Annotated in this window: 17 protein-coding genes and 1 pseudogene; 7 read left to right on the forward strand and 11 right to left on the reverse strand. The window is 63.0% G+C overall.

Annotated features, from left to right (window positions below):
• Positions 1-232 precede the first annotated feature (232 nt).
• The 6 genes from ggt to U5A52_RS17675 form a co-directional block, all read right to left on the reverse strand.
• Complete coding sequence (gene ggt, locus U5A52_RS17650) at positions 233-1,963, reverse strand: gamma-glutamyltransferase (protein WP_321935644.1); 1,731 nt, start codon at positions 1,961-1,963, stop codon at positions 233-235.
• Positions 1,964-2,096: 133 nt separating this feature from the next.
• Positions 2,097-3,500 carry an MFS transporter gene (locus U5A52_RS17655; RefSeq protein ID WP_321935645.1) on the reverse strand — a complete coding sequence of 468 codons (1,404 nt, stop codon included), beginning with the start codon at positions 3,498-3,500 and terminating at the stop codon, positions 2,097-2,099.
• Positions 3,501-3,736: 236 nt separating this feature from the next.
• The gene (locus U5A52_RS17660) at positions 3,737-4,516 is read right to left on the reverse strand and encodes a phosphocholine cytidylyltransferase family protein (protein ID WP_321910819.1); all 780 of its coding nucleotides are present in this window, start codon (positions 4,514-4,516) and stop codon (positions 3,737-3,739) included.
• A gap of 28 nt (positions 4,517-4,544) precedes the next feature.
• Entirely contained in the window at positions 4,545-5,555 is a 1,011-nt protein-coding gene (locus U5A52_RS17665) for a flippase-like domain-containing protein (protein ID WP_321910816.1), read from the reverse strand.
• A complete protein-coding gene (locus U5A52_RS17670; RefSeq protein ID WP_321910814.1) occupies positions 5,552-6,361 on the reverse strand; it encodes a 2OG-Fe(II) oxygenase in 810 nt (269 codons plus the stop codon). Before U5A52_RS17670 ends, U5A52_RS17665 begins: the two co-directional genes overlap by 4 nt.
• Positions 6,358-7,059, reverse strand: coding sequence for a CDP-alcohol phosphatidyltransferase family protein (locus U5A52_RS17675; protein ID WP_321935646.1), 702 nt, complete (start codon positions 7,057-7,059; stop codon positions 6,358-6,360). Before U5A52_RS17675 ends, U5A52_RS17670 begins: the two co-directional genes overlap by 4 nt.
• A gap of 231 nt (positions 7,060-7,290) precedes the next feature.
• Here U5A52_RS17675 and U5A52_RS17680 point away from each other — a divergent pair, with 231 nt between their 5' ends.
• On the forward strand, positions 7,291-7,725 hold the full coding sequence (locus tag U5A52_RS17680) for a hypothetical protein (protein ID WP_321910812.1): 435 nt from the start codon (positions 7,291-7,293) through the stop codon (positions 7,723-7,725).
• Positions 7,726-7,743: 18 nt separating this feature from the next.
• Here U5A52_RS17680 and U5A52_RS17685 read toward each other — a convergent pair.
• Positions 7,744-8,261, reverse strand: a pseudogene (locus tag U5A52_RS17685) (hypothetical protein).
• 669 nt (positions 8,262-8,930) lie between these two features.
• Here U5A52_RS17685 and U5A52_RS17690 point away from each other — a divergent pair.
• The 3 genes from U5A52_RS17690 (at position 8,931) to U5A52_RS17700 (ending at position 11,293) form a co-directional block, all read left to right on the forward strand.
• Complete coding sequence (locus tag U5A52_RS17690; RefSeq protein WP_321935647.1) at positions 8,931-10,094, forward strand: porin; 1,164 nt, start codon at positions 8,931-8,933, stop codon at positions 10,092-10,094.
• A gap of 184 nt (positions 10,095-10,278) precedes the next feature.
• Positions 10,279-10,644, forward strand: a complete 366-nt coding sequence (locus U5A52_RS17695) for a sugar ABC transporter ATPase (RefSeq protein WP_321910808.1) — start codon at positions 10,279-10,281, stop codon at positions 10,642-10,644.
• Between the two features lie 142 nt (positions 10,645-10,786).
• The gene (locus U5A52_RS17700) at positions 10,787-11,293 is read left to right on the forward strand and encodes a metal-dependent hydrolase (RefSeq protein WP_321910807.1); all 507 of its coding nucleotides are present in this window, start codon (positions 10,787-10,789) and stop codon (positions 11,291-11,293) included.
• 167 nt (positions 11,294-11,460) lie between these two features.
• Here the strand turns inward: U5A52_RS17700 and U5A52_RS17705 are convergent, their stop codons facing one another.
• The gene (locus U5A52_RS17705) at positions 11,461-11,664 is read right to left on the reverse strand and encodes a DUF6900 domain-containing protein (RefSeq protein ID WP_321910806.1); all 204 of its coding nucleotides are present in this window, start codon (positions 11,662-11,664) and stop codon (positions 11,461-11,463) included.
• A 359-nt stretch (positions 11,665-12,023) separates the two neighbouring features.
• Between U5A52_RS17705 and U5A52_RS17710 the strand changes: the two genes are divergently transcribed.
• Positions 12,024-12,686 (forward strand): XRE family transcriptional regulator, encoded by a 663-nt coding sequence (locus tag U5A52_RS17710; protein WP_321910805.1) that lies wholly within the window; start codon positions 12,024-12,026, stop codon positions 12,684-12,686.
• A gap of 37 nt (positions 12,687-12,723) precedes the next feature.
• Here U5A52_RS17710 and pcaQ read toward each other — a convergent pair whose 3' ends face one another.
• On the reverse strand, positions 12,724-13,740 hold the full coding sequence (gene pcaQ / locus U5A52_RS17715) for a pca operon transcription factor PcaQ (protein WP_321910804.1): 1,017 nt from the start codon (positions 13,738-13,740) through the stop codon (positions 12,724-12,726).
• Between the two features lie 140 nt (positions 13,741-13,880).
• Here pcaQ and pcaH point away from each other — a divergent pair, with 140 nt between their 5' ends.
• Both pcaH and pcaG read left to right on the forward strand, forming a co-directional pair.
• Positions 13,881-14,585: a protocatechuate 3,4-dioxygenase subunit beta gene (gene pcaH, locus U5A52_RS17720; protein WP_112177053.1), complete on the forward strand. Its 705-nt coding sequence runs from the start codon at positions 13,881-13,883 to the stop codon at positions 14,583-14,585.
• A 3-nt stretch (positions 14,586-14,588) separates the two neighbouring features.
• A complete protein-coding gene (pcaG, locus tag U5A52_RS17725; protein ID WP_321935648.1) occupies positions 14,589-15,176 on the forward strand; it encodes a protocatechuate 3,4-dioxygenase subunit alpha in 588 nt (195 codons plus the stop codon).
• Between the two features lie 169 nt (positions 15,177-15,345).
• Here pcaG and U5A52_RS17730 read toward each other — a convergent pair whose 3' ends face one another.
• Together U5A52_RS17730 and U5A52_RS17735 are read right to left on the reverse strand one after the other, a co-directional pair.
• Complete coding sequence (locus U5A52_RS17730; RefSeq protein WP_321935649.1) at positions 15,346-15,924, reverse strand: NnrU family protein; 579 nt, start codon at positions 15,922-15,924, stop codon at positions 15,346-15,348.
• A 303-nt stretch (positions 15,925-16,227) separates the two neighbouring features.
• Positions 16,228-16,458, reverse strand: a complete 231-nt coding sequence (locus U5A52_RS17735) for an H-NS histone family protein (RefSeq protein WP_069267441.1) — start codon at positions 16,456-16,458, stop codon at positions 16,228-16,230.
• Positions 16,459-16,612: the final 154 nt, after the last annotated feature.

Here is a 16,612-nt window from a genome sequence, read left to right on the forward strand (position 1 = left end):
AAGTGCCGAAAAGAAAATGGGGCGGCAAACGCCGCCCCAAGAAAAACACACGCCGGCAAAGGGCTGTCTTCCGCCGGAGGTTGCATAGTACGCGATGAATAACCGCGCGGCATCCCCAAATTTGAGGACAAACGCTCACGTCATGCAAACTTTTACCACCCCATGCCAGGTTGCCGATGCGAAATGGTTAGCTTTCATGCGCGGCGCATGGTTTCGCATCGGCATCGCGGTTTTACTGGATCAAACGCGACACGCCACGGCCGCGCGGATCGGAAACCGCGTCGGGCGTATCGCCGTTGATACGGATCGCCTGAATGTCGCCATTGAAGCTCTGGCCCTTCAGCACGTAGCCCTTCGCCTCGACCTGCTTGGCGAGCTCACCGTCGATGGGCTGGTACGGCTCCCAGAAAATCGTGTTGGGCGGCAGCAACTGGTGGTGGAAGCGCATCGCCGCCACCGCGTCCTTCAACGGCATGTCGAAGTCGTAGTTGTTGTTGATCACCTGGAAGATCGACGTGAAGATGCGCGAACCGCCCGGCGTGCCGATCACGAGCGCCACCTTGCCGTCCTTCGTGAGAATGGTCGGCGTCATCGACGACAGCGGACGCTTCTTCGGCTGGATCGCGTTCGCGTCGCTGCCCACCACGCCGAACATGTTCGGCACGCCCGGCTTGGATGCGAAATCGTCCATCTCGTCGTTGAGCACGATGCCGGCGCCCGGCACGACCACGCCTGAACCGAAGTAGCCGTTGATCGTGTACGTGTTCGAAACGGCATTGCCCCACTTGTCGACCACCGAGAAGTGCGTCGTTTCCGCCTTTTCCGGCATCGAGGTGCCGAGTCCCGGCTGCACGCTCTTGGTGTCGGAAGGCTTGTCCGGATCGACTTCGGCGGCGCGCTTCGCGAGGTACGCGTCGTCGGTGAGCTGCGCGACCGGCACCTTGTAGAAGTCGGGGTCGCCGAGATATTGCGCGCGATCCGCGAACACGCGTTTCTCGATCTCCGAGATCAGGTGGATGTACTGCGGCGAATTGAGCGGCACGTCCTTGAACTGCGGCGCGAGCATCGCCTTCATCTTGAGCAGCTGCACGAGGCCCACGCCACCCGAACTCGGGGGCGGCGCGGTGATGATTTCATAGCCGTTCCACTTCGCCTCGACCGGCTGACGCCACACGGCCTTGTACTCCTGCAGATCGCGCTTCGTGATGAGGCCATGACCCTTCATCGAGGCGGCGATCAGGTCGGCGGTCTTGCCGTCGTAGAAGTCCTTCGCGCCCTGGTTCGCAATGCGCGTGAGCACATTGGCGAGATCGGGCTGCTTGAACGTCACGCCCTCCTTCAGGTCGCCGAAGTATTCGTCGAAGTTGGTCTTGCCGGCAAAGTCCTTCTCTGCGGCCTCGCGGCGCTTGGCAAGCTGCTCATCCACGACAAAGCCGTCGCGTGCGTACTTGATTGCGGGCGCGAGCACCTGCTTCCATGGCAACCTGCCGAAGCGCTTCTGCGCTTCCCACATGCCCTCCACGGTGCCCGGCACGCCCACGGCGTCGTAGCCATACAGACTCTTGCCCTCGATCACGTTGCCCTTGTCGTCGAGGTACATCGTGCGCGTGGCGGCGAGCGGCGCGCGCTCGCGATAGTCGAGGAAGTACGGTTTGCCGTTCACGTAGAGCGTCATGAACCCGCCGCCGCCGATGTTGCCGGCTTCCGGGTACGTCACGGCGAGCGAGAAGGCGATGGCGACCGCCGCGTCGACGGCGTTGCCGCCCTCCTTGAAGATCTGCTCGGCGGCGTCGGCCGCGTACTTGTCGGCAACGGCCACCGCCGCTGCGTTGAGGACCGCAGGGCGTTGCGCCGTGTCCTTCGCAAAGGCCGGTGTGGCTTCGAGGAAGCCCGTGGACAAAGCGGATAGCGAAAGCAGTGCGATAGTGGCAGCGGAAATTTTCGTTTTTTCAACCAGCTTCATTGAGTGCACCCCATGATTCGGTTTGTAGGGCCTACCGGATACCTGCCTTGGCCTTATAGCACGCCAGGAAAACGATTGCGATCCGGCGATCCGCTGATTCCACAGTTGTGCAAAGCGAACGCCCCAGCCTGCATCACGCCTTGCCGCGCCGGCCGCGCGCAATTTCCTCTCCCGCATTCGCGGGCAAACGCATCGTCACCGGAATCGACGCCACAGAAAAGAGCCCGACCACGAGAAACGCGGGCCAGAAGTCGGACCAGACGATGGTCGGATGGCCTTGCACGCGATGCGAAATCTGCAGCACGAGGCCCGCAATCGTCACGCCGAGGCCGAGCGACACCTGCTGGATCACGCTTGCCACGCTCGTGGCGCGACCGATGTCGCGCGTTGGAATATCGGCATAGGCGAGCGAATTAAGGCCGGTAAATTGCAGCGAAGGAAAGATCCCGCCCGCGAGCACGATGACCCAGATGAGCCACACCGGCATGCCAGGCGAAAACGAGCCGCATATTGCGATGGCTGTTCCCGCGAGCACCGCGTTGACCATGAGCGTGCGGCGAAAGCCAAAGCGCCCGAGCACGCGCGAAACGATCGCTTTCATGAAGATCGAGCCGAACGCCGAAGCACACGTGATGGCGCCTGAAGCGAACGCCGTCATGCCAAGCCCTTCCTGCAGCGTGAGCGGTAACAAAAAAGGCACGGCGCCGAGCCCGATGCGAAACAGCGATCCGCCCGCCACGCTCGCGTTGAACGTGGGGATACGCAGAAACTTCAGATCGAGCACGGGCCGCTCGACACGTTGCGCATACAACCAATAGGCGGCCAGCAGCAACGCGCCGATCACACACATCGTCACTGCCGTGCCGGTGGCGACAAGCTCGCCGCCCACCAGCGAAAGGCCGAGCATGAAGAGCGACGCCCCACCCGCGGAGAGCACGAAACCCGCCCAGTCGAGCCGGCCCGGGTGCTCCTCGTGCATGTTCGCGATATGCCGGTTCGCGAGCCAGATGCCGAGCACGCCAATCGGAATGTTGATGAAGAAGATCAGCCGCCAATGCAGATACGTGGTGATGAACCCGCCAAGCGGCGGCCCCACGACCGGTCCGAGCAACGCGGGCACCGTGAGATAGTTGACCGCGCGAATGAAGTCCGACTTGGGCAGCGAGCGGAAGATGATAATGCGGCCCACCGGCACCATCATCGCGCCGCCAATGCCCTGCACGAAGCGGGCGGCCACGAACATCTCGAGCGACCGCGAAGCCGCACACAGCAGCGACCCCGCCATGAAGATGCCAATGGCCGTGCGAAACACGTTGCGCGAGCCGAAGCGATCGGCCACCCAGCCGCAAATCGGAATGAACACGCCGAGGCCGATCACGTAGCTCGTGACGGCCAGCTTGAGTGTGATGGGGTCCTGGCCGAGATCGCGGGCCAGTGCGGGGAGCGAGGTGACGATGACCGTCCCGTCCACGTTCTCCATGAACATCGAGCACGCGACAATGAGCGGAACGATGAATGTGCCTAGGGCTAATGGCATGGGCAGGAACGACGATCAGCGTGGCTGATGGCGTAAAGCTGCCATTATGGCCCTTGTTGCGGAAAACGGGAACCCTGCAACAGATGAAGCGGCGCGCTTTTGCCGATGCGACACGATGCAATCACGCGCGCAAAAGCAAAAGCCGCGAAGCCCACCGCCGCTTTCAAGCGGCGACAGACCTCGCGGCCTAATCAGACATCAAGCGTCGAGCGTCGAGCAATCCGCGCCGATGCGCTTCAGACAGCCGTCTGCTTCACGCGGCTCACCACCGGACGCAGTTGCGGCAGCACCTGCTCCGCGGCGCGCGTCACGTCGTTGGGGAAGTCGATCTCGATCCACGGCGCGCCGGTCACGTCCGCGGTCTCGAACTCGCTGCCGCGCTCGAGCAGCAGGTCGCGCAGCGCTTCTTCGTGCGGCAGGTTCGCGCGGCCCGTATCGACATAACCTTCGACGATCTGCGCAAAGCGGCGCGCCGTTGCTTCGTTCAGGCGGAAGAAACCCACCGACTCGCCGATCGTGTCGTATTGCAGACCGACCGCCAGTTGCTTGCGCAGTTCGACGGGCACGCCGTTGCGCAGGCACAGCTTCACGGGCTCGTCGCCGGCTTCGAAGTCGCGGTCGATCAGCAGACGGTTGGCCGACGCGTCCCCTGCCACGAGCGGCGCGAACACGCGCTCGTCGTAGAGCACGTCGGCGTCCATGAGCAGCACATCGCCGCCGCGCGTGAGCGCCTCGGCCGTGCGATGCACCGTGAGCACGCTGCCCAGGTCGAAGCGCGGATTCATCACGACCTCGACCTTGTGCGGCCAGCTGATGCGCTTGAGTTCGGCCTCGACCAGCTCAGGCTGGAAACCGAGCGCGAGCACGACTTCCGTGACGCCCGCCTCTTCCAGGAATTGCAAATGGCGTTCGAGCAGCGTCACGCCCTCGAACTGCAGCAGACATTTCGGAAACTGATCTCCAGCCGGTTGCTGAAGGCGCAGGCCAAGGCCTGCCGCGAGAATGATGGCGCGCATGCGCAAACGTTCCTTGGGAGAAAAAAGGTCAATCGGCGACTTCGACAGCACAGACGCGCGAGGCGCGCCGGCGTTGCCAGCTACGTTCGCTGAAATGCAGATACAGCAGGCCCGGCAAGCCGAGCAGGATTTCGCGCGCGCGCTTGGCGAGCGAGAGCGCGAGCGCCGCCTCGGGCGGCAGGCCGACGAGCGGCGCGAGCAGCAGGTAACCGCCCTCTTGCACGCCCAGCGAGCCAGGAATGGCGAAAGCGGCACCGCGAATGGCCTGACCGATGCTCTCGAGCAGCAGCGCATCGATCCAGCCTACGGGATGGCCGAGAAAGCGCAGCGCGAGCCACACTTCCACCGTGCCCACGAGCCAGCCCGCGAGGCTCAGCGCGAAGCTGGCCGCCACGCGGCCACGCTCGGCGTAAAGCGACTTCACGGCCTCGTCGACAGCATCGGCACGCGTGGCAAGCGCCGACCAGTCGCGCTTGCCGAATACCTTTGAAGCCAGACGCAGCAGGCGGCCGAACAGACCACGGCGCTGCGCGACATAGAACAGCGCGATCAGGCCGCCAAGCACGGCGGTCGCGATCAGCGCCGCGACGCCGAGATCACGCGGCGCGCCGTTCGCGGCATAGGCCGAAAAAAGCACGATGCCGAATACGGCAAACACAATCTGCGCCACGGCCTGCAGCGTCGTGCTCACGGTGATGGCCGCCGCCGCGTCGCGCATCGACATGCCGCGTTGGGCAAGCTGGCGCACCATCGCCACGGGGCCGCCGATCTGGCCGGCCGGCAACAGGCTGTTGACCGATTCGCCGGTCCAGCGCGCGAGCAGCGCATCACGCTGGTCGACGCGTGCGTCTTTGCCAAAAAGCACGGCGATCGCACCCGCGTCGAGCGCGAGCGGCACAACGTGGAACGCGGCAACGAGCACGAGCCCCCAGCCTGCGGCCGCGAGCGCGCCCGTTACCGAGCCGAGGCCCTGCCAGGCGAGCAGCGCAATGAAGAGTGCCGTGCCGACCGACAGCAGCAGGATGGCAGCACGGCTCACGCCTTGCCTCCAAACGCCTTGCGGAACACCTGGCGGAAACCGAAGTACGCAATGGCGTCCTTCATGTTCGAGATGAAACGCCGCCACGGCCGCATGTTCGGGTTCGTCACGTATTCGAGCGTGAGCGACACGCGCACTTCGCCTTCGAGGCTCGGCGTGACGCGATGACGAAGCTTGTCGCCGTCGAACACGATGAGCGCGCCCGGCGGGTACTGCACCGAGCCCGGTTCGTCGGCCTTGTTCGAATCTTTCGTGTGCAGCTCGTAATCGAGCTTGCAGGACGACTCGTCGATCACGCCGAGCAACACCGTATAGCGGCGGCCGTCGTAGTACGACGTGTCGTAATGCCAGCCGATATGGTCGCCGGCGCGCGTGTAGTAATACAGCGCGTACGCGTGCGGGTCGTCTTCGGGCGAAAGCTGCAAGCGGTCGCCCGTGATCTTTTCGAGCCACGCGATCAGTTGCGGCGAGCGGTAAAGCTCGGCGATGTAAGGCGCGAGGCGGTCGATCGTGTGACGGCTCACGCTGCCGCCCGCCTTGTGGCCCGGCAGATAGTTGCGGTTGACTTCGGGGAGCAGCGCGTTGGCCGCGTCGATCAACTGTTGCGTGGCGTCGGCGGGCAGGAAATCGGAGAGATACAGGAACGAGCCCTGGCTCTCGTAGTCGGCGCGCAGGCGCGCGGTGTTCAACGGTTGCAGCGCGCGGCCGATCGCGCCGTCCGGCTCGCCGGCCGCGGCGCGTGTGGCGCGGGCCGAAACGGGGACGGGAGGCGCTACGACCGGTTCTTGTTCTGCTTGCAAGCTCATCTGCTGCTCCACACCTGAGGGGTTTCCTTGGCGGGGCGCTGACGGCGCGTCACGCGCACGTAGTCGAGCACCACCCAGATGGCGAACAACGGCGCCCCGATCGAAGCCGCGATAATGAACGGCGACACCACGCCCGTCAGCGTGACAAGGGGTAGCAGATACAGCACGTCTTCAGTCTCGAAACCGCCGGCGAACGCCTGCTGCGTGCCCGCCTTGCCGGCCATTTCCTCGATGCGCATGCGCAGGAAAAAAATCACGGCGACTGCAACGCCCGCGATACCGCCGAGCACGGCCGGCGGCACACGCCATTCGGCGCCCGTGTGGCCGGCCACGGCGCCAAGGCCATAGCCCATGCCGAAGAACAGCAGGACGGTGACGAGCGCGTCCGCTGCGAGATCGTAGAAATGTCCGATACGGCTGGCTTTGCCGCTGATACGCGCCAGTTCGCCGTCGGTATGATCAACAAAATTCGACAATACGATCAGAAATGCGCCAATATTGACGTGCAGAAAGCCGCCGCGCGCCAGATAGAACCCGCCGGCAACGCCAATCAGCAGTCGCAGCGTGGTCAGGTGATTCGGGGTAACGCGCGTGGGTACGAGCGGAGTGACGAGCCAACGCGCCGCGCGAGCATCCCACGTGCGCGGTAGTGGCACCTCTCGCGGAGCCGTTTTTGCAGGTTTATCTTTTTCGGTCATAACCGCGCAATATATACGCCTTCCAGAAAACTTGCAGGTATTCCGACGTTCGCGCCACATTAACTTTTCGTTTTGTAAGCCAAAGCGCCAGATCGGCCCGGCCAGGTTGGCTCGCGCAGCGCCGCAAGCGAGATCTCCCGAACACGCGTAGAGTGCAACCCTTTCGCGCCAGCCCGGGCGTTGTGCGCCTGCCGCATCCGGCCCCGCGCACGCACTTTCGCCAACCATGCAATGAAACGCTTTACGTTTGCCGCCCTTTTTCTCGCTGCGCTGACGCTTCTCGCCGGCACCGCCCGCGCCGCTGTCATCGATGATTCACTGACCTGCAGCGAGTCCGCCCACGACTTCATCTCGGGACTGATCACGCAAAACCTGATCGATCCGAAACCCATGAAGGTCGAAAGCAATTCGATCAACGCGTTCTGGCCCGCGCACGGCCAGCACATGACCGCCTACGGTTTCAGTGTGTTCGCCGTGGTGGGTTTCCAGAAAGACGACCCGCTCTTCAAGACCGGCAACGGCAAGCCCATCGCCCCTTCCGCCTACGGGGCCGTCGTGGTTGGCACCCAGGCAAAGGTGCAGGCGGCGCTCGCAGCGGCAGGCAATACCGCCATCGTCCACCATGCGGGGCCGCTATTGACCGCGATCTTCTGCCAGCAGGACTGAGCGGGCAGCCTCCGATAGTTACTCGATACGCCCGAAGCCGCCTTCAGCCCAGGCCTCGGCGCGCGCCTTCGTCAGCTTGAAATTCGGCGCGACGCGCGCCTGCGCGAGTTGCTCGCCGAACGCGTCGATCGCGCTGACGAGCGCATAAGGCTCGTACTCGTCGGGAACGATATCGAGCGTCACGTCCACATCGCCATCAGCGGTCTGCACGCTCACGCGCTTGTGCAGCAGCGCGCGCAATTGCTGCTCGTGCCTGCGCAATACCTCGGAAGCGGTCTTCACGAGTGTGTTGAATGCCGACGTGTCGAGCGGCTTGGGATTCTTCTTGTCACGGCCCATGGTCCAGGGCCCGACGAGCGCAGGCTCCGGCTCGCCGTCCTTGATCATTTCGACGGCCCAGCCATCGTCGTCCTCATTCTTGATCACGCGCGCGGTCCAGCCGTCCTTGCGCGGCGCGCTTCCTGGATCACCTCGGCCTCGGCGGCGGTGTCATCGGCGGGAAAATCGGGTTCGGCTGCGGGAGAGGAATCGGTCATGGCGGGGCTTTCATCGGGTTCTGCGCGGGACTTGCCCGTCGCGGGGCAAGGGCAGGATTCTACCCGCATCGCGCCGCGCGTCGAACGCCAAGTCTTCCCCGTGCAAAGTTCCGATTATCCCGCCACCGAAGCAGAATATCTGCCGCGATTTTAATCATTCCGCTTTCCGCAACGCATCATTCCGTTGCGCGCATTAATTGAAAATGATTTTCCGCAGGCAAAAAAAACGCGGCCCGAGAGCCGCGCAAAACAGATGAAAAAAGACCACCCTTGGTCGAGGGCTGAAGAAATTGTAGCGCCGCGCGATGCATGTGTTCAGCCCAGGATCTGGAACAGTACCTTTCACCAAACGACGAGAATCACGCTTGAAAAAGAAGTGCATTCGCGCTAAGCCCGCTCCTGCGCGGCTTTGCCGCATCGTCGCAAATGCGCAACGGATTATTCCCGAGGATCATTTTGCCGCACCGAATATCCGTTTTATAAATCTCTTTAAATGCAACGACTTACGACGATTAATGCCATTCGAGAAATGAGGTGAATGCATTGTTGCGTCAATCCACGCAAATACTCCGATTACCAGGCCTACACTTCGTTGCGAATCAACCGGGCACGAAATCGATTTTCAGAATATTCGGCCTTTGATTTCCCAGGTTCTGACCGGAGAAAAACATGAAAAAAGCACTCATTCTTGCAGGCGTCCTCAGCGCCTTCGCCATCAGCGCCCATGCGCAAAGCAGCGTCACCCTTTACGGCTCCCTCGACGCCGGCATCGTCTACGCGAATAACGCAGGCGGCCACAGCCTTTGGGCTCAGGGCAGCGGCGCTCTCTCCAACAACTACTTCGGCTTTCGCGGCGCCGAAGATCTGGGCGGCGGCCTGAAGGCGATCTTCACTCTGGAAAGCGGCTTCAATCTCAATAACGGCGGCTACAAGAACGGCGACAACGGTTTCAACCGCCAGGCCTACGTCGGCCTGAAGAGCGACCAGTTCGGCACGCTCACGCTCGGCCGGCAATACGACTCGATGGTCGATTACCTCTCGCCGCTCTCGGAAGCCGGCGCGGGCTTCGGCAACAACCTCGCGGGCCACCCGTTCGACAACGACAACCTCGCGCAGAGCGATTCGATCAAGAACTCGGTCAAGTACGCCAGCGCCAATTACGCGGGCTTCCAGTTCGGCGGCCTGTACGGCTTCAGCAACGACGCAAACGGCTTTGCGAATGGCCGCGCATGGAGCGTCGGCGCGTCGTACGGCAACGGCCCGCTGAACTTCGCAGCCGCCTATTCGCAGCAAAACAACTCGGGCGGCCTGGGCGCGGCGAACAGCGCGGCTTCTGCTGACCAGAACATCTCGGCACGGCTGCAGCGCTCGTTCGGCGCGGGCGTGAACTACGCCTACGGCCCGGCACAGGTTGGCTTCGTGTGGACGCACTCGCAAATCGACGGCATGCAGAGTCTCTCGAGTGGCGGCAGCGCGCCGCTGCCGGGCCTCTCCGGCCTGAACCTGCACGTCGACAACTATGAGATCAACGGCGCTTACCATCTGACGCCCGCACTCGCGTTCGTCGGCTCCTACACGTTCACCGACGGCACGGTCACGGGCAACGGCAACAACAACAGCCCGAAGTGGCACACCGTCGTGCTTGGCACCGACTACTCGTTGAGCAAGCGCACGGACGTCTATCTCGCCGGCGTCTACCAGCACGCTTCGGGCTCGCTCGGCTACAACGCCGACGGCTCGGGCATCGCGAACGTGGCTGCGATCAATACGCTCTCGCCTTCCTCGACGAACAACCAGGTGGCCGCAACGGTCGGTTTGCGCCACCGCTTCTGATCGCCGGGATTCGGTCAAACGCGGCGCGACCCGCCGCGCTGCCCTTCCTTCGCGAAACGCACATGCGCCACAAGCGCATGTGTTTTTTTCTTGCTTGTTGTTGCATCTTTTTACGTCTGCGTGGACCTTGATTCAGATCAGGGTGCGTATACTCATTGGCATAATCCGCTGCTTCGATCCTGTCATGCCGCTTATGAAAACGCTCACGCTACGACTTCTTGCCGCTACCCCGCTCGCATTCATCGCCGCTTGCGGTTCGACACCGCCGTCCGGCACGGCCTCCAACGGCGAACCAATGATCTATGCTTCGTCGGCGCGTTCGGCGTCGTCGATCGCGAGTTGCCTCGAAGGCCGCTTGCCGCACGTTCACGCTTCGCGAGACGGCACGACAACCGAGCTGAGCGTGGGCTCGCGCTCGGATGCATCGTACTTCGTCACGCTCACGCCGAACGGCCACGGCTCGGTCATTCGCGTAACGCATGGCGCTTCCGCGTCGAATGATCCGCCTGAAGAAGAACTGCGCTTCGACGTAGCGCGCTGCACGACCTGACGCGCAAGTAGCAGGCGCGGGCACCGCCCGCGCCGCACGACGTACCGCGTGTCGCCTGCATGTCATCCGCGTTTCACCCCTGTCATAACGGCGACACATCTGCGAAGATTGCGCCCCCTTCGACTTCGCAATACACCGCTTCATGGCATCAGGCACCGCACATCACGCCACGGGTTGGGCCGCCGGCGTCATCGCCGCCGCAATCGTCACGCATCAGGGCGCCGATAGCGCCTGGCATCTTTACGCTGCGCTCGCATTCGCGGCCGGTGTCGCGGGCGGTTCGGCTCCCGACTGGCTGGAAGTCGCCTGGTGGCGCAAGAAGCGACGCCTCTGGATCACGCATCGCACGCTCACGCACTGGGGCATTGGCTGGATTGCATTGCTCGTATGGTCGTATCACAAGCTCGGGCACATGCCGCTCGCAGCGCCCGCGTTCGGCTTCGCTTGCGGCGGCATGATCCACCTGTTCGCTGACTGGCCCAATCCGCTCGGTGTGCCGTGGATCTATCAGCGGCACTCGTTGAACTGGTGGCGCAGCGGAAGTTGCGACCTGATCGTCGTCGCCGCATCGTGGATTGCCGCGTGGTTTTTCGCTGTGCATGGCGTGCCGCACGACTGGTCGCTCGCGCCGTTGCGCCGGCTCGTTTAATTGATCAGGTTTCCCAGGTAATCGCCGCGAACGCACAATCGCATTCGCGATTGAGTCACGCCGATGTGCTATTCGGCACCAGGTTTATTAACGAGTGAATACCGGCGGAAATGAAAAACGGCGTCCCGTTTAAAGGACGCCGCCCCCTAAATCGCTTCACGCGGTATTCAGGCGTTCTCTTCGCACTCCGCGCGGCCCATGCGGTAGCCGACGATCAGCCCGGCGTCATACGCCGACTCCAGCGCGCGGCCAATGTCCTCCACGCTCACGAGGTGGACGTCGGCCGTCGGCTTCCCGGTCAGCTCGAAACTTTCGATCCCAAGCGTTCTTCGCGAGATGGCTAGCAACAATTCGAGTCGTTCGTCATGCATTTTGCTCTCTCCACTTGATCTACATCATCTGATTACAATGATAAATATCAATTTCCGTGTGAGCCGCGACGCATGGACGCATTTTGAAGTGCCGCTCTAATATCAAACTCAATAAATCTTTAAAATTTGTCAAATTAGCGGCGGATTAAGTTTTAAAAATCTTTAAATCGAGTCGTTTCAATTCACAATTAATTAGGGCATTAATGAGCGACGGGCTAGCGTCTGCCGCCCACCGGCGCCGAGGCTCCGGCCGGACCGTGCGATGCAGACATGGCTTTCACGCGGGCAAGCGTTTGATATGATCGGTAACACATTGCGCGGCCCAACCAGGGCTTTTCGTCAGTTTCCGAACGCAGCCCATGGACTCCACGCTCACCCCATCCGCCAGCACGGCGACCACCGACCTCGGCCGCCGCGTGCGTGCCGCGCGGGTCGCCCAGGACCTTACACTCGATTCGGCCAGCCGCCTGTGCGGCGTCTCACGCTCGACCTTGTCGAAGGTCGAAAACGGGCTGATGTCGCCCACCTTCGACGTGCTGCAAAAGATCGTCGGCGGGCTCAGGATCGACCTGGCCGAGCTGTTCGGTACCCCGCCCAAGCTCAATGCCGGCGGCCGCCGCGCGCTCACGCGCAACGGCGCGGGCCAGCGCCACGCCTATCGCGGCTATCAAATGGAATTGCTCGCCACCGATCTCGCACACAAGGCGATGCTGCCGTTTCGCATCCGCATCACCGCGCATTCGCTCGACGCATTCGACGACTGGGGCCGCCACGAAGGCGAAGAGTTTCTGTATGTGATCAGCGGCAGCGTGTGCCTGTATTCGGAGCTTTACGCACCCACCTACCTCGAGACCGGCGACAGCCTCTACTTCGACAGCCGCACCGGCCACGCAGCCATTTCGACGAGCGCGGAAGACGCCGAAGTGCTGTGGATGGCCACGAGCGCGCGCCTGCCCGGTGTCGCGCCGGAAGCATCGGCTACGTCGAAGCCGCGCGCCAAGGCGAAGCTCTCTACCGGCTGAATCTGGCGCGGTTTCGCGTCTGCAGGAACAGGAAGCCTCAACGTTTCGCGCCGGGTGAATCCTTGTCAGCGGAAGCATTCGCGGCACGCGCACGCCGCTTGCGCGGCGCGGCGGAGCCATCCGGCCGCGCTTCACGCTCGCGCGCCGCGCGCCGAACGGCCTCGATCAACGCGCGACCGGCAGGCGTAGGCTGCGTATCGGTCCGCTGAATCACACCTACCGGCTCTTCGCCGCCAGCCGCAGGCAACGGCAGTTGCACCAGCGTGCCGCGCCGCAGGTCGTATTCAACGGCGCCGGCGGGCACGAACCACACCGCGTCGTTCTGGAGCGCAAGCGCGCGCCCCACCGAAACCGAAAGCAACTCGACGAACGCGGACAGCGGCGGCGCGCCCCACGCCGCGAGCAGGCTATCCGCCGCCTGGCGGATCAACGTGCCGAACGGCGGCATCACGAGCGGAAACGATGCGAGTTGCGCCGGCAGGCCCGCCCCCTGCGCAAGCGGGTGCCCCGCGCGCACCACTACGGCGAGCGGCTCGTTATACAACTGCTCGAAGCTCAGGCCCACCATCCGTTCGGGGTCGGCAAGCCGCCCCACCGCAAAGCTGATCGCCCCGGTCTTCAACCGCTCGAGCAACTCGGTGTTGGCTCCCGTCACGAGCCGCACGCTCACGCGCGGCCATTCCTCGCCGAAATGTCGCAACGCGCCGGGCAGCAGCGCCGTCGCCACCGTCGGCAGCACGCCGATATCGAGCGTCGCGGTCACCGCACCCTCGTCGCGCGCAAGCAAAGCCACGCCCTGGCGCAGCGCGCTCACGCAGGCGCTCGCGTGCGGCATGAAAAGCTGCCCCTCGCGCGTGGGCACGGCGCCGTGCCGGCCGCGCTCGAACAGCTTCACACCCAGCACCAGCTCCAGCTCGGCGATCGTCTTCGACACGGCAGGCTGCGTGACCGAAAGACTCTCGGCGGCCTGCTGCACGCTGCCCATCTGGGCCACGGCAAGGAAACACTGTAGATGGCGGAATTTGACGCGTCCGTCCGCGAGCCGGTTTTGCATAACGGTTCGTTATACGAGATGCGAAAAAACATCATTTTGCATAACTTTTCGCTTTGGATAAAGTGCATGCATCGGCTCGCCGCGCTAACCGCTTCCGGCGGCGAGTCCTTCCCCCAATAATCCACTCCAGGAGACACCCCATGGACGAGTCCATCCTGTCGCCGCGCGACTTCGACTCGCATCCCGCGTATGTTTATCCGCCGTATCGTTCGTCGGTCAAACGCGGCCCCACGCTCCCGCTCATTCCCCTGAAGGAAAAGCTGCGCAACCAGCATGCGCCCGTGTACGGCACCGACGACCTCGGCGCGCTCGATCACGATCTCACGCGCAACGCCGCGAAAAACGGTGCGCCGCTCGGCGAGCGCATCATCGTGACGGGCCGCGTGCTCGACGAAGGCGGCAAGCCGGTGCGCAACACGCTCGTGGAAATCTGGCAGGCCAACGCTGCCGGCCGCTATGTGCACAAGCAGGACCAGCACGACGCGCCGCTCGACCCCAACTTCCTCGGCGCAGGCCGTGCGATCACCGATAACGACGGCCGCTATCGCTTCCTGACGATCAAGCCGGGCGCGTATCCCTGGGGCAATCACCCGAACGCGTGGCGACCGAATCACATCCACTTCTCGCTGTTCGGCGACTACTTCGGCTCGCGTCTTGTCACGCAGATGTATTTCCCCGGCGACCCGCTGCTCGCGTTCGACCCGATCTATCAGGGCACGCCCGAGGACGCACGCGAACGCATGATTTCGCGCTTCTCGCTCGACACCACCGAAGAAGGCTTCGCACTCGGCTACGAATTCGACATCGTGCTGCGCGGCCCGAACCAAACCCCTACGGAGCGTTGAACCATGGCACTCAAGGAAACGCCCTCGCAAACCGTCGGCCCGTACTTCGCCTACGGCCTGTGTCCGCAGCAATACGATTTCGATCTGAAGAGCCTCTTCACCGCCGACGTCGTCGGGCCTGAAACGCCGGGCGAGCACATCACGCTGATGGGCCGCGTGATCGACGGCGACGGCAACGCCGTGTTCGACGCAATGCTCGAGTTTTCGCAGGTCGACGCAAACGGCCGCTATCCGGCTTCGCGCGAGGAAATCGCGAAAGACGGCTTCCGCGGTTTTGCGCGCGTAGGCACCGGCACGGATGCGCACCGCCGCTTCGTCGTGCACACCGTGAAACCGGGCGTCGAGAACGCTGGCGAAGCGCCGCATCTGAATGTGATCGTGATGATGCGCGGGATGCTCACGCACACCTTCACGCGCATCTACTTCGAAGACGAAGCCGCCGCCAACGCCACGGACCCGGTGCTCTCAGCCGTACCGGCGGCGCGCCGCGACACGCTCATCGCGCGCCGCAGCGAGCAGGCCGGCAGCATCGTCTACACGTTCGACATCCGCATGCAGGGCGAACAGGAAACGGTGTTCTTCGATCTGTAATGCATCGACTGATAGACGCGCCGAATCGCGCGGACTTTCACGGGGCTTTCACGAACTGACCCTATGATCGTGCCGCTGCGATCTGATCGCGGAACTCCGAGCTGTACCTTGCGAAGCCTGCCATGCGCAGGCTTCTTTTTTTGCAGCGCGTGTGCGGTCTGCGGCGCGCTCAGCCGAGCGGCCGCACGCCAATCAGCACGCCGTGTAGCCAGAAGGCGAACACGGCCCAGGCCACGAGCCCGACCACGACGACGATCACATCGCGCGACGCCTGCCCCTCGGGATAGACGACACCGGCCTCGCGATCGCGGCGATTCTCTCCTCTAAGCTCGAACAGCGCCCAGACGAGGAAAACCGCGAAGAGAATGATGGCGTTGAGCGTGCCGTTGGCGAGCAGATGCGCGAACGCCCAAAGTGCAACACCGCTCACGAAGGGCTGGCCGAGCGCGCGCTTGAAGTGATTGCCCGGCACATAGGCCGCGACGATCATGATGAAGGCAATGGCGGTGAGAAGCGCCGCAACGTGGGCCATCCAGAACGGCGGCAGCCAGATCGGCACGGGGTAGCGGCGTGACAGCCCGTAGCCATACACGATCAGCACGAAACCCAGAATGGAGAGCAGCGCGAACGCGCCTCGCCAGGCACGCGGACCGAAATGCTCGATCTGCGCGGCGCGCCAGGGCGCCGCCATGATGCGGATCGAATGGACGCCAATGAAAATCACGAGGCCCAGCACGAGTATCGCCATGACAACCTCCCTGCCGCAGCAAGAACGGAATGGGCGAGATTGTCGCGCAGGTTGATCGCGTGGCCAACCCGAGTTTTCAAAAAAACTGACTAATTACGCGCGTGCAAATGCCAACAAAAACAATGCCTAAACCGGCGCTGCACATTAGCGGGCGCAATTAATCCCCGGCTCGCACCGAAAGGCAATTTAAAACTATGCTGAATAATACTGGGCGCCGCGCCAATGCGCGGGCTTTGCGGCATGCGCCGCGTACGGTCTGGCGGTCGAACGGCAACACCGGCGCGCATTCACGCACCGTCACGGCTAGCAGCGAAAATGCTCGATATCCTGTCCCGCGTGCTTATAACGCAACAGCCAGGCCGGCATATCGCCCTCGCCATTCCATGTATTCCCGTATGCGTCGCGGTACTTGGGTAGTTTTTCGCTTTCGGCAATAGACGCTTCAAGCTCTTCGAACGTAATGCCGTACTCTTCCATGCGGCGTCGAATCCACACGATGAGCCGTTCGCGCGCCTCTCCATCGAGGTCGAACATCGATTAATTCCTCTCGCTTCATCTGGGGCAAGGCACCGATTCAACAATCGGCAAAGAATCGTCTTCCCTGAAAAGACAAAGGCTTCGCGAACAGACTGCGAAGCCTTGCTGCACTGATGAGTTGGTCTGGGTGTGGAGCCCGCGACCGGTTCGG

Origin of the sequence: Paraburkholderia sp. J8-2 (assembly GCF_905220195.1) — a bacterium.
In the GTDB taxonomy this organism is placed as follows: domain Bacteria; phylum Pseudomonadota; class Gammaproteobacteria; order Burkholderiales; family Burkholderiaceae; genus Paraburkholderia.

Bases quoted from the DNA above. Each gene is read 5' to 3' on its own strand.
- ggt (WP_321935644.1), bottom strand. From the start codon at position 1,963: ATGAAGCTGGTTGAAAAAACGAAAATTTCCGCTGCCACTATCGCACTG.
- U5A52_RS17655 (WP_321935645.1), bottom strand. From the start codon at position 3,500: ATGCCATTAGCCCTAGGCACATTCATCGTTCCGCTCATTGTCGCGTGC.
- U5A52_RS17660 (WP_321910819.1), bottom strand. From the start codon at position 4,516: ATGCGCGCCATCATTCTCGCGGCAGGCCTTGGCCTGCGCCTTCAGCAA.
- U5A52_RS17670 (WP_321910814.1), bottom strand. From the start codon at position 6,361: ATGAGCTTGCAAGCAGAACAAGAACCGGTCGTAGCGCCTCCCGTCCCC.
- U5A52_RS17675 (WP_321935646.1), bottom strand. From the start codon at position 7,059: ATGACCGAAAAAGATAAACCTGCAAAAACGGCTCCGCGAGAGGTGCCA.
- U5A52_RS17680 (WP_321910812.1), top strand. From the start codon at position 7,291: ATGAAACGCTTTACGTTTGCCGCCCTTTTTCTCGCTGCGCTGACGCTT.
- U5A52_RS17690 (WP_321935647.1), top strand. From the start codon at position 8,931: ATGAAAAAAGCACTCATTCTTGCAGGCGTCCTCAGCGCCTTCGCCATC.
- U5A52_RS17695 (WP_321910808.1), top strand. From the start codon at position 10,279: ATGCCGCTTATGAAAACGCTCACGCTACGACTTCTTGCCGCTACCCCG.
- U5A52_RS17700 (WP_321910807.1), top strand. From the start codon at position 10,787: ATGGCATCAGGCACCGCACATCACGCCACGGGTTGGGCCGCCGGCGTC.
- U5A52_RS17705 (WP_321910806.1), bottom strand. From the start codon at position 11,664: ATGCATGACGAACGACTCGAATTGTTGCTAGCCATCTCGCGAAGAACG.
- U5A52_RS17710 (WP_321910805.1), top strand. From the start codon at position 12,024: ATGGACTCCACGCTCACCCCATCCGCCAGCACGGCGACCACCGACCTC.
- pcaQ (WP_321910804.1), bottom strand. From the start codon at position 13,740: ATGCAAAACCGGCTCGCGGACGGACGCGTCAAATTCCGCCATCTACAG.
- pcaH (WP_112177053.1), top strand. From the start codon at position 13,881: ATGGACGAGTCCATCCTGTCGCCGCGCGACTTCGACTCGCATCCCGCG.
- pcaG (WP_321935648.1), top strand. From the start codon at position 14,589: ATGGCACTCAAGGAAACGCCCTCGCAAACCGTCGGCCCGTACTTCGCC.
- U5A52_RS17730 (WP_321935649.1), bottom strand. From the start codon at position 15,924: ATGGCGATACTCGTGCTGGGCCTCGTGATTTTCATTGGCGTCCATTCG.
- U5A52_RS17735 (WP_069267441.1), bottom strand. From the start codon at position 16,458: ATGTTCGACCTCGATGGAGAGGCGCGCGAACGGCTCATCGTGTGGATT.